Genomic DNA, 12,514 nt, shown 5'->3' on the forward strand with positions numbered 1-12,514 from the left:
GTACCGTGTGAATCATGACGATCCGAGGTTTCCGGCCCCGCCGACAGGCGGTCAGCGACCGGATCGACCTCTCGCTCGACGACTCGCAGCTCGCCGTCCTCACGCTCGAAGACAGAGCGTCCGCTGCCGTCTTCGGCGCGCCCGGCACGGGCAAGACGACCACGCTCGTCGAGGCGATCGCCGAGCGCGTGCTGGTGCGCGGGTACGCGCCCGACGAGGTGTTGGCACTGAGCGCGTCCCGGTCGGCCGCGACGCGGTTGCGCGACCGCATCGCGCTCCGCATCGGGGTGCCGAGCAACGGCCCGCTGGCCCGCACCGCCACCTCCCTGGCGTTCCAGCTCGTCGGTCAGCGCGCGCGGTCGGAGGCGCGGGACGCCCCTCGGCTGCTCACGGGCGGCGAGCAGGACCAGATCATCGCCGAGCTCCTCGCCGGCCACCTCGAAGACGGCACGGGCCCCGCGTGGCCCGATCCGCTGAGCTCCGAGGTCAGGATGCTCCGCGGCTTCCGCACCGAGCTGCGCGAGCTGATGGCGCGGTGCGTCGAGCACGGTGTGACCCCGAGCCGGCTCTCCGAGCTGGGCGCGATCACGGGGCACGACGAGTGGCGCGCCGCCGCGCGGTTCATCGCGGAGTATCAGGGGGTCGTCGACAGCTATCGCGGCGCGTTCGTCGATTCGGCGGAGCTCGTGGCCGAGGCGGTCGCCGTCGTGCGCAATGGGGGTGGTCTCAGCGGTCTGCGACTGGTGCTGGTCGACGACATCCAGGAGGCGACGGTCGCAACGGTCGGCCTGCTGCGGGCGCTCGCCGGTCGCGGCGTCGCGATCGTGGCGTTCGGCGATCCGGATGTCGCATCGACGACGTTCCGCGGAGCCGAGGCGGCAGCACTCGGGCAGTTGCAGGCGCGCCTCGGGGTGCCGGTCAGCCGGTTCGTGCTCGCAACGGCGCATCGCCAGAGCGCTCCGTTGCGGCGACTGACGTCGCTCGTGACGGAGCGCATCGGCACAGCCGCCGCCGGCATGCAGCGCCTGGCCGCCGCGTCCGAGAGCACGATCGCTCCCACCGCACAGCCCATCGTGCGGATCGAGGCGTCCTCGGCCCCGGCCGAGGCGGCCAGGCTCGCCCGCCGGCTGCGCGAGCGGCATCTGCTCGACGGCGTCCCGTGGAACGAGATGGCGGTCGTCGTGCGCTCCGGAGCGCACGTGCCGGCGCTCGCCAGGGCACTCGCGGTCGCCGAGGTGCCCACCAAGACGTCGGTCGCCGGGCGTGCCCTGCGCGACGACTACGCCGCCCGGCAGCTCATCACGGTGATCGGCGTCGAGCTCGACGCGGTCGAACTCACCGCTTCGGTCGCCACAGACCTCCTGCTCGGCCCGTTCGGCGGCCTCGACGGCGTGAGTCTGCGTCGGCTCCGCCTGGCGCTGCGGCAGGAGGAACTGGCCGGCGACGGCAACCGGTCGGGCGACGAACTGCTGGTCGAGGCACTCGGTGCGCCCGGGCGACTGGCCACGATCGACTCGGCGCCCGCTCGCCGTGCGGCCAGGCTCGCCGAGACGCTGCATGCCGGCCGGGAGAAGGCCGCAGCGGGCGCGACGGTGGAGGAGCTGCTCTGGCACGCCTGGGAACGCAGCGGGCTGGCGAAACGCTGGCTCGAGCAGTCCGAGCGCAGCGGGATCGTCGCCGACGAGGCGAACCGCCACCTCGACGGCGTGGTCGCGCTCTTCACCTCGGCCAGGCGGTTCGTCGAGCGCTCGCCCGAACGTCCGGCCTCCGACTACGTCGACGAGGTGCTCAAGGCCGAGGTCCCCGAAGACACGCTCGCCGCTCAGACGGCCGCGGAGGCGGTGCTGGTCTGCACCCCGAGCGCGACGATCGGCATGGAGTTCGAGGTGGTCGCCGTGGCCGGCCTCCAGGAGAGCGTCTGGCCGAACCTCCGGCTGCGCGGCTCGTTGCTGCATCCGCAGAAGCTGGGCGATGCCGTGGACGGCACGGCATCCGGCACTGTCGACGAGCGCGCCCAGGTGATGGGCGACGAACTCCGGATGTTCGCGCTCGCCGTCTCCCGGGCGCGCGGCCAGGTGATCCTCACCGCGACGGCGAACGACGACGAGCAGCCGTCGCCGTTCCTGCGGCTCGCGGCGGAGCTGGCCTTCGACGACACCGACGACGCCGCGCATCCGCTCTCGCTGCGCGGCATGGTGGGGCGCCTTCGCCGCCGTCTCGTCACGACGGGATCGCCCGACGCGGCCGAAGCGCTCGCTCGCCTCGCGGTCGCCGAGGTGCAGGGCGCAGACCCGGTCGAGTGGTACGGCCTGATCGAGCCGTCGACCGACGAGCCGCTCGTCGACCTCGATGATCCGGATGCCCGGGTTCGCGTCTCGCCCTCCCGTCTCGAGACCTTCGAGAAGTCCCCGCTGGCCTGGTTCGTCGATGCGATGGCCTCGTCGCCGAGCGGGCTGGCCGCCGGGATCGGCACGGTCGTGCACGCCGTGATGGAGCAGGTGAGCACCGAGCCCGACGCCGATCTGAGCGTCGAGCACCTGTGGAGTGGCGTCGAGGAGCGCTGGGGGGAACTGCGCTTCGAGTCGCCGTGGCTCGAAGAGAAGGAGCGGCGCCGCACTCGGCGGCTCACCGAGGGGGTGTCGGAGTACCTGCGCGACTTCGAGCGCTCGGGCGGCGTGCTGCTCGGCTCCGAGGGCGCCTTCACGCTGGAGCTCGGGCAGGCGACCGTCAGCGGCACCATCGACCGGGTCGAGCGCACACCGGAGGGGACCATCGTCATCGTCGACCTGAAGACGGGCAAGACTGTGCCGACCGCGGCGAAGGTCGCGCAGCACGCGCAGCTCGGGGCGTACCAACTGGCCCTCGCACACGACGCGGTCGAGCAGGCCAGGGAGTCCGGGCTGGAATCGGGTGGTGCCAAGCTGCTCTTCGTCAGCAGCGGGACCGGCGGCAGGCGTTACCGCGAGGCGGCCCAGGAACGGCTCGACGCCGAGGGCCTCGACCGGCTCCGCGAGCGCGTCGCGACCGCAGCCGGAGGCATGGCCGCGAACAGTTTCGTCGCTGTGCTCGACCTCGACGAACGCGACCCGCATGCGAAGTACGAGTACCGCATCCACCTGGTCCCGGCGGTGAGCGCATGACCGAGGAGAACAGGGACGGCCTGCTCGAGTGGGAGGTCGACGACGCGACCCTGGACCTGGTCGAACTCGCCCTGGCAGAAGAGGCGGCGCGCCCGGCGCGCCGGGTGAGCGCCGTCGAGATCGCCGAGGCCCTCGGGCTGCCGACGCCGACGCTCCAGCAGCAGGCCGTGATCGAGGCTCCCCTCGATCCGGCGATCGTGGTGGCCGGCGCCGGAAGCGGCAAGACGGAGACCATGGCCAACCGCGTCGTGTGGCTCCTCGCCAACGGTCACGTCGGGGTCTCCGAGATCCTGGGCCTCACCTTCACCCGCAAGGCGGCCGGGGAACTCGCGGTGCGCATCCGCAAGCGCATCGAGCAGCTCGTCGCCTCCGGCCTGACCGACGTCGCCTTCGACCCGTTCGACGCACCGACCGTCGCGACCTACAACTCGTTCGCGAACGCGATCTTCCGCGAGAACGCGCTGCTGATCGGCCGGGAGCCCGAATCGGCGGTGCTGAGCGAAGCCTCCGCCTGGCAGCTCGCGCGCCGGCTGGTCGTGACCAGCACGGACGACCGCCTGGTCGAGCTCGAGAAGAGCGTCGACCAGGTGACGAGCGCGGTCATCTCGTTGAGCCGCGCGCTGAGCGAGAACGTCGTCGAGGCGTCCGATGTCGAGCGGATGACCGAGCGGTTCGCCGCGCTCACCGAGCTGCCGACCGGCAGCGGCCGGGTGAAAGACGTGTACGCATCGGTGCGCATGGCGGTCGCCGCCGTCGGCTCGCTTCCCCCGCTCCTCGCGCTCGCCGAGCAGTTCGCCGCCGAGAAGGTGCGCCGTGGCTTCGTCGAATACTCCGACCAGGTCGCGCTCGCGCTGCGCGTGAGCGAGCGGCTCCCCGCCGTCGTCGACGACTACCGGCAGCGCTACCGCGTGATCCTCCTCGACGAGTACCAGGACACCTCGGTCGTTCAGACCCGGCTCCTCGCCCGGCTCTTCTCCGGCCAGGCCGTGATGGCCGTCGGCGATCCCCACCAGTCGATCTACGGCTGGCGCGGCGCGAGCGCTGCCAACCTCGGGCGCTTCTCGCTGGACTTCACAGGCACGCGCGGTGGTGCGCGGCAGTACGCCCTCTCCACCTCGTGGCGCAATCCCACACACGTGCTCGACGCCGCCAACACCCTGGTCGAGCCCCTGTCGGCCTCGTCGCCCGTGCAGGTCGAGCGTCTCGGCGCCCGGCCGGGGGCGACACCGGGCGAATTGGATGTGTGCTTCGAACAGACCGTCGCCGATGAGGCGGAGGAGATCGCCGGCTGGCTCGCTCAGCGGCTGTCCCGGCGCGACGACGACGGCCTGCCGCCGAGTGCGGCCATGCTGTGCCGCTCCATCAAGAAGATCGACGCGTTCACCGGCGCGCTCGCCCGGCACGGCGTCCCGTACCACGTGCTCGGTCTGGGTGGCCTGCTGGAGCAGCCGGTCATCGCCGACCTGGTGAGCGCGATGCGCGTGATGCACGACCCCACCGCCGGATCGGAGCTCATCCGGGTGCTGACGGGCGCACGCTGGCGCGTCGGCCCTAAGGACATCGCGACCCTGCGCGGCGTGGCGTCCTGGCTGGCCGCGCGCGACCACCGCTTCCGCGAGCTCGACCCGGCCGTGCGGGAACGGCTGCGGCAGTCGGTCGCCGGCGATGAGTCGGCATCGCTCGTCGACGCGCTCGACTTCGTGGTCGAGGCACCGGAGGGGCACACCCAGCTCACGGGCTTCAGTGCCGAGGGCCTCCAGCGGATGCGCGCCGCCGGGCGTCAGCTCGACTACCTGCGTTCGCGGGTCGGCCTCGACCTGCTCGACCTCGTCACCCTCGTTCAGCAGGAGCTGCTGCTCGACATCGAGGTCGCCGCCAACGAGACCGCACAGCTCGGCCAGGCCAGCCTCGACGCCTTCGCCGAGCAGGTGTCGTCGTACCTCGCGAGCGACGACCAGGCGACGCTCGGCTCCTTCCTCTCGTGGCTCGCCGAGGCGGAGCAGCGCGACAACCTCGCGCCGCGCAGCGAGGAGCCCGAGCCGGGAACGGTGCAGATCCTCACGATCCACGGGTCGAAGGGGCTCGAATGGGACATCGTGGCCGTGCCCCGCATGGTGGACGGCGAGCTGCCGGGCGGTCCGCTCAGCAAACGCGGCTGGCTCGAGTTCGGCGCGCTCCCGTTCGAGTTCCGAGGTGACGCATCGGAGCTGCCGATGCTCGCCTGGCGCACCGCGGAGACGCAGAAGGACGTCGACGAGGCGGTGAAGACCTTCCAGGACGAGATCGTCGAGCGGCACGCGGCCGAGCAGCGACGGCTCGTCTACGTGGCGGTGACGCGTGCGCGGGAGAGCCTGCTGCTCTCCGGCTCGTACTGGTCGACGCAGACGAAGCCACGGGGCCCCGGCCTCTTCCTCCTCGAACTGCAGGCCGCCGGTCTCATCGCGTCCGACGCGTTCCCCGACTGCGACGAGCCGGAGGAGAATCCGCTGACCCTGTCGTCCGAAACCGTGCTGTGGCCGCTGGATCCGCTGGGATCGCGTCGCTCGCGCGTGCAGGCGGCCGCCGCGGCTGTACTGGCGGCCGCCGAGCGCGGCACCGGCTCGGGGGGTGTGTACGCCCACGACATCGATCTGCTGCTCGCCGAGCGAGCGACCGCGGCGGCGCACGCCGGCCTCGTCGAGCTTCCGGCGCGCATCCCCGCATCGCGATTCAAGGACTACGTCACCGACCCCGCCTCCGTCGCGGCGGCCCTGCGCCGACCGATGCCGGAACGCCCCTACCGGCAGACGCGGCTCGGCACGCTGTTCCACGGCTGGGTCGAGCAGCGCTACGGCACGATCGCCGGCGGCTCCGACGTGATCGACGCGACGGCCACCGAACTCGACGACCCCGCGGGGGAGCTTCTCGAGGCCGACGCTCTCGAGGCGCTGCAGCGCACCTTCGCGGCCAGCGAATGGGCGGCACGACGTCCTCGGGAGGTGGAGCTGGAGATCCATGTCACGCTCGCCGGCCACGTCGTCGTCTGCAAGCTCGACGCGGTTTACCCGGCCGACGACGGCGCGCACACGGTGCAGATCGTCGACTGGAAGACCGGCAAGGCGCCGCGCGATGCCGACGACCTGGAGCGCAAGCAGCTTCAGCTCGCGCTCTACCGGCTCGCCTACGCCCGGTACGCCGGCATCGAGCCCGAACGGATCGACGCCGTGTTCTACTTCGTCGCCGACGACCTCGTCATCCGGCCCGAACGTCTCTACTCGGAGGAGGAGCTGCGCTCGCTCTGGTCCTCGACCACGGGCTTCATCCCGCCGGCGTGACCGTACTCGTCGGAGCGACGGTCGCCCGGGGTGCGGTCGAGCATCGCTTCGACGTCGTCGATCGCGAGGATCGGCCCCGTGGCGGTCGAGAGCGCGGTCGCGGAGTTGGTGTGCACGCGGTCCACAAGACCGTCGAGCATCTCGACGGCGTCATCGACGATGGACTGATTGCGCACCTCACGGCCGTGCAGCAGCCAGCGTGCGACCTCCAGCTCCGCATAGAGCATCGCGCGCTGCGTGAACTGCCGGTCGGTGGCGACCTGACGGGTCGAGGCGTACGCGCCGAGGGCGCCGCTGGTGGCATCCGGGCTCATCGCCAGCAGCCAGTGCAGGTCGCGCGCCGGGTCGCCGACGCGCAACGCCGACCAGCCGAGCACGGCCGTGACGCTCTCGTCTTCGACGAGGAAGGAGTCGACGGTGAGCGCGCCGTTGATGACGGTCGGCTGGAACTGCCACAGCGAATGGTCTGCCGCGGCGTCGCGCCACCGGTCGCGCAGCGCGCTCGGCAGCAGCCCCGTCGACGCCGAGGACTCGATCAGTGAGGTGGTCGAGGTGTGGCACTCCGTGGCGCTGAGCACGGGCAGGCCGGCCTCGCCCACGAAGTTGGTCGGCAGCGTGTGGATGGCGGCGATCGCGTGACCGATGGATCCGGCGAGGCCGTCGCCCGGCGGGATGTCGTCGATGTCGATGTGGTGGCCGGCGAGGAAGTCGTAGACCACAGCGCGGGTGCCCCCGATCGGCGTCTGGCCCAGGTAGCTGGGGACATCGAAGGGGAGGCGGCTCCTGATGCCGGTGGTGAGGGCGCGCAGGGCGACCAGGTCGGCGCTCTGCTCGGTCTCGGCGGCCTGCGACGTGGGCACGCGGATGATGCAGGTCTGCCCGTCCCGGCCGCTGAGCAATGCGGAGTCGAACTCCGCCGCCCCGCCCAGACTGTAGCTGCGGGTACCGGAGACCTCCAGGCCGGCGACAGCCGAGGTGGCCAGCGCGGCTAGAGTGAGATGGGATCTGGCCATGTTTCCTAGGTTAAATGGACTTCCCCGCGTGGGCTTGTTCGCCACGCCTTGAAAGGACCCCGATGTCGCCCTTCCCCCTCAGCGCTCTGCCATTGTCGCGGCACGCGATCGACCGCGATCACGTGTCGCGCTCGCGTCCGGCGCTGTTCGACGAACTCTGGGACGATCCCGCCACACGCGTGCTCGCGCTGTGGAAGGGACGCGCTCTGCTCACGGCCGAGAGCGTCGAGGCCGCAACGCCGGCCGCTGATGGCTGGGGCTCCGCCACCGGCATCGCTGCGCTCGAGTTGCTGCCGGTGGAGCGCGTGACGTCCGCCCTCGTGCGCGTCTACCTCGGTCGTACGCTCGTCGCCACCGCGACGGAGCCGGCCGGCAGCGCCGTAGTGCTCGAGGTGCTCACCGACGCCGCAGCCGCCGAGCTCGAGCCCGACGAGGCGAGGTGGGGCAACCTCCGCACTGTCGCGACCGCCCTGAGCGACCGGGATGCCGGGCTCTTCACCGAGGCGCTCGCCATCGCGAACTGGCACGCCTCGCACACCCACTGCCCGCGCTGCGGGACCCCGACCGTCGTAGAACAGGCCGGCTGGGTGCGTCGCTGCTTCGAAGACGGCTCCGAGGTGTTCCCGCGCACCGACCCCGCCGTGATCGTGACGGTGCTCGATCGCGACGACCGGCTGCTGCTCGGCTCGAACGCGATGTGGGAGCAGTCCCGATACTCCCTGCTGGCCGGGTTCGTCGAGCCGGGGGAGTCGTTCGAGTCGGCCGTCGAGCGCGAGATCTACGAAGAGGCGGGCATCCGGGTCGTCGACGCCGAGTACAAGGGCTCCCAGCCGTGGCCCTTCCCGGCCTCCGTCATGGTCGGTTTCACCGCGCGCCTCGCGGAGGACCAGGACCCTGCGGCGCTCGATCCGGACGGCGAGGAGATCCTCGACCTGCGCTGGTTCGCCCGCGACGAGTTGTGGGAAGCGCGCGACCAGGTCATCCTGCCCGGCCGGTCGTCGATCGCGCGAGCGCTCATCGAGGACTGGTACGGCGGATCGCTCGACGAGCCTCCGGTCGCACCGTGACCCCGGAGAACCTCCTCGACGGCCTCGACGCCCAGCAGCGCGTGGCCGCCGAGGCCTTGCTGGGCCCGGTGTGCATCCTGGCCGGCGCCGGCACGGGAAAGACCAGGGCGATCACGCACCGGATCGCCTACGGCGTGGCGAGCGGCGCGTACGCCCCCAACCGCGTGATGGCGCTGACCTTCACGAACCGTGCAGCGGCCGAACTGCGGGGGCGCCTGCGCCAGCTCGGCGCCGGCGGCGTCGCGGCGCGCACCTTTCACGCCGCCGCTCTCTCGCAGCTCAACTTCTTCTGGCCCCAGGTCGTCGGCGGCCAGCTCCCGAGCGTGCTCGACGCCAAGGGGCGCATCCTCGGCCACGCCGCCGAACGGCTCGGGTTCAAGGTGGACACGGCGACGCTGCGCGACGTCGCGGCCGAGATCGAGTGGCGCAAAGTGTCCGGCCTGAGCATCGAGCAGTACGGGGGAGCGCTGGCGTCTCGCACACTGCCCGGCAACCTGTCGGCCGAGCAGATCGTGCTGATGCAGCAGACCTACGAAGACCTGAAGGACGAGCGCAAGCAGTTCGACTTCGAAGACGTGCTGCTCGTCTGCGCGGGCATGATCGAGATCGAACCGGCCGTCGCGATGCAGGTGCGCGAGCAGTACCGGTTCTTCGTCGTCGACGAGTACCAGGACGTTTCGCCGCTGCAGCAGCAGTTGCTCGACCTCTGGCTCGGCGGCCGGCGCGATGTCTGCGTCGTCGGCGATGCGAGCCAGACGATCTATTCGTTCGCCGGGGCCAGCAGCTCCTACCTGCTGGAGTTCGGGCGGCACTACGCGGGCGCCACGGTCGTGCGACTCGAGCAGAACTACCGGTCGACACCGGAGGTGGTCGACGCGGCCAACCGACTGATGCGCGGCCGGACCGGGGCGCTGACCCTGCGGTCGTCCACCGAGCGCGATCAGCCGGATGCCGCGGCCGAGGCGGATGTGCCGCCGCCGACCGGCTTCGCGGACGACCGGGCGGAGGCGCGCGCCGTCGCCCAGCGGATCGCCGCGGAGATCGCCGACGGAGCGAAGCCGGAGGACATCGCCGTGCTGTACCGCGTGAACGTGCAGGCCGCGGTGCTGGAGCAGGCGCTCGGTGACCTGGGGATCAGTTACCACATCCGTGGAGCGAAGCGCTTCTTCGACCTGCCCGAGGTGCGGCAGGCGATCATGTCGCTGCGAGCGGCGAGCGTCTCCATCGGCGACGAACCGCTGTTCAAGTCGGTCAGCGATGTACTGCGCTCGCTCGGCTGGAGCCAGGACCCGCCCGAGGCGCGAGGCGCGGTGCGTGATCGCTGGGAATCGCTCAACGCGATCATGGGCCTCGTCGACCAGGTGCCGACCGGCACCACGTTCCGCCGCTTCACCGATGAGCTGCTCGCCCGTCAGGCCGGCCAGCACGAACCGACCCGCTCGGCGGTCACCCTGGCCACCCTGCACTCGGCCAAGGGACTTGAGTGGGAGTCGGTGCACCTCGTGGGGCTGAGCGAGGGCCTCGTGCCGATCAGCTACGCGAAGACGTTCGAGCAGATCGACGAGGAGCGCCGGCTGCTCTACGTCGGCATCACCCGTGCGCGACGCCGGCTGAAGCTCACCTGGTCGGCGACGGGAAATCCGGGCGGCCGGGCCGCAGCACGTCAGCCGTCCCGTTTCCTGGCAGAGCTCGGCACCCGCAGTCCGCGTGCGGTGAGTGCCCCCGCGCCGTCGTGATGCCCGTCGCGTAGTCGAGTGAGAGGCTGACCTCCGCCGCACGGCGCGAATCGCTGTGCAGGCGCTCGAGCACGAGGCGCCCGACGATCGCGGCGACGGCCGTGCTCACCAGGCTGCTCTCACGTCCGGAGTCCCGCGTGTACAGCTGGCTCGCCATCGCCGGCCACTCCGGCTCGGCGTCGGCGCGATGCCGCTCGATGCAGCCGAGACAGGCTCCCTCACCTGGTTCGACGAACGGGCCGATCGCCACCGCGTCGTCACCGAATACGACGGGGAGATGCGGGACGTCGCGACGGAGCCAGCGCCCGTGCCGCTCCGGCTCGACGGCGAACGACGCGACGATCACGGCCGCCCGCGCCGCGCGCACCGCCGGATCGGACCAGCGCAGCCCGGCGCGCACATCCAGGTCGCTCTCTCGCAGCACCTGGCCGATGCGCGTGGCGGCGGGTCCTGCGCCGTCGAGCACCACCGTCGACGGCGGCGCGGCCGGCGTGGGTGCTTTCGCGAGCAGCGGTGACACCCGGGTGAGAAAGCGGTCGACGTCGGCGACGTCCCCACCCGCCTTGCGCGCGACGAGCTGAAGCCCGGAGAGTGTGACGCCCGCGTCGAGGGCCACGATCATCCGCTCTTCCGCGTTGCTGAGCCCCGTGAGGGTGAGCAGGGGCCGGTCGACCCCGAACTGCAGGATGTGCGGTGTGCGCCAGACGCGGTGGATGCGCGGATCGAGTGCGAAAGTCATGCAGGAATCATGCCGTGAACGGCATGCGTCCCGCAGAAGTTATCCACAGGCGTCGGTGCGACGGGTCGGCGACCCGCTCCCTAGTCCTCTTTCGGACGCTCCGTGTCGCCGCGGAGCAGGTCTTCGAGTGCTTGATCCACCGCGTCGTACTCCGGCTCCTCGCCGTTCGCCGCGGCGACGAGACGCGCGACCAGACCGGACGGGTCGTCGAGGTCGGCGGACTGGGGGAGCAGGTCGGGGTGCGACCAGAGGTTGTCGCGAGCGTCGGGTCCGACGGCGTCGGTGACGGCCTGCCACATCGCGGCCGCCTCGCGCAGCCGGCGCGGGCGCAACTCCAGCCCCACCAGCGTGGCGAAGGCCGACTCGGCCGGTCCGCCGGACGCGCGGCGGCGCCGCACCGTCTCGGCGATGGCGCCGGTGCGCGGAAGCAGTGTGGTGGCGTTGGCGGTGACCACGTCGACCCATCCCTCGACGAGGGCGAGCATCGTCTCGAGGCGCGCGAGCGCCTCGAGCTGGGTGTCCGACTTCGGGGGGATCAGCGCGCCGCTGACCATGGCCTCGCGGAGCTCCTCCGGGTTCGACGGATCGAAGCTCTCGGCCAGCTCTTCGAGTCGGTCGGTGTCGATGGTGATGCCCTTGGCGAAGGCCGTGATCTGGGTGAGCAGCTGCAGCCGAAGCCACTTGGCGTGACGGAAGAGACGGGCGTGCGCGAGCTCGCGCACCGCGAGGTACAGCTGCACCTGGTCGACCGGGATGTCGAGGCCGTCGCCGAACTCCTCGACGTTCTGCGGGATGAGCGCTGCGGTGCCGTCCTCCATCAGCGGGATGCCGATGTCGCCGCCGGAGACGACCTCCTTGGCGAGCTGACCGACCACCTGGCCGAGCTGCATGGCGAAAAGGGCACCTCCGATGGACCGCATCACCTGGCCGGCGTTGGCGATCATGCCCTGCATCTCCTCCGGCGCCTGCTCCGTGAGGACGCGGGTGAGGGCATCCGAGATGCTCAGTGCGACCGGTTCGGCGAGCTGCGACCAGAGCGGCATGGTCTGCCGCGCCCATTCGGCGCGCCCGATCAGCTGGGGCGGGCTCGTGAGCTCGGAGACCGTGGTGACGTCGTCGAGCCAGAGCGCGGCGACGTTGAAAGCCTGGTCGAGGGTCGCGCGCTCCGCCGGGGTGACGGCGTGCGCGCCATCCGAGGCCAGCGTGCGCGCCTGCTGCAGCGCGAGGTCCCAGTTGATGCCGCCATCGGTGCTGCGGATGGCGTTCTGGAGCTGACCGAGCAGCTGCTGGATGCTCGCCGGATCGTTCGGCAGGCCGGCCGCTCCCGCGAGCTGGCTCGGGTCGATGGAGGAGTTGCCCGAGAGGAATTCGCGCAGCATGTCGCGGAACTCGTCGTCCGGTTCCTTGTTGGGGTCGTCGGCCATCGTCTGCCTCTTTCGTGTGGTGCGGCTTTCAGGCTTGGAATCTACGCTAGCCCGTGTTCAGCGGCGCAAGGTGGGAATTGG

General features: G+C 71.3%; 7 protein-coding genes. 4 read left to right on the top strand and 3 right to left on the bottom strand.

The window, feature by feature from the left end:
* Window positions 1–14 precede the first annotated feature (14 nt).
* Both AC1DB1_RS15895 and AC1DB1_RS15900 read left to right on the top strand, forming a co-directional pair.
* Window positions 15–3,140: an ATP-dependent helicase gene (locus tag AC1DB1_RS15895; RefSeq protein WP_477201494.1), complete on the top strand. Its 3,126-nt coding sequence runs from the start codon at window positions 15–17 to the stop codon at window positions 3,138–3,140.
* On the top strand, window positions 3,137–6,454 hold the full coding sequence (locus AC1DB1_RS15900) for a UvrD-helicase domain-containing protein (protein WP_477201495.1): 3,318 nt from the start codon (window positions 3,137–3,139) through the stop codon (window positions 6,452–6,454). Before AC1DB1_RS15895 ends, AC1DB1_RS15900 begins: the two co-directional genes overlap by 4 nt.
* Here AC1DB1_RS15900 and AC1DB1_RS15905 read toward each other — a convergent pair.
* Window positions 6,391–7,467 (bottom strand): phosphotransferase, encoded by a 1,077-nt coding sequence (locus AC1DB1_RS15905; protein ID WP_477201496.1) that lies wholly within the window; start codon window positions 7,465–7,467, stop codon window positions 6,391–6,393. The two genes, AC1DB1_RS15900 and AC1DB1_RS15905, sit on opposite strands and share 64 nt — an antisense overlap.
* Before the next feature lie 62 nt (window positions 7,468–7,529).
* Here AC1DB1_RS15905 and nudC point away from each other — a divergent pair, with 62 nt between their 5' ends.
* On the top strand, window positions 7,530–8,534 hold the full coding sequence (nudC, locus tag AC1DB1_RS15910) for an NAD(+) diphosphatase (protein ID WP_477201497.1): 1,005 nt from the start codon (window positions 7,530–7,532) through the stop codon (window positions 8,532–8,534).
* Window positions 8,531–10,270: an ATP-dependent helicase gene (locus AC1DB1_RS15915; protein WP_477201498.1), complete on the top strand. Its 1,740-nt coding sequence runs from the start codon at window positions 8,531–8,533 to the stop codon at window positions 10,268–10,270. Before nudC ends, AC1DB1_RS15915 begins: the two co-directional genes overlap by 4 nt.
* On the opposite strand, the gene AC1DB1_RS15920 is transcribed toward AC1DB1_RS15915, so the two are convergent.
* Window positions 10,152–11,009: a TOMM precursor leader peptide-binding protein gene (locus tag AC1DB1_RS15920; protein ID WP_477201499.1), complete on the bottom strand. Its 858-nt coding sequence runs from the start codon at window positions 11,007–11,009 to the stop codon at window positions 10,152–10,154. The genes AC1DB1_RS15915 and AC1DB1_RS15920 overlap by 119 nt on opposite strands.
* Before the next feature lie 80 nt (window positions 11,010–11,089).
* Window positions 11,090–12,433, bottom strand: a complete 1,344-nt coding sequence (locus tag AC1DB1_RS15925) for a zinc-dependent metalloprotease (protein ID WP_271178189.1) — start codon at window positions 12,431–12,433, stop codon at window positions 11,090–11,092.
* Between the last annotated feature and the right edge of the window lie 81 nt (window positions 12,434–12,514).

Source organism: Leifsonia sp. 10N434 (assembly GCF_056394405.1).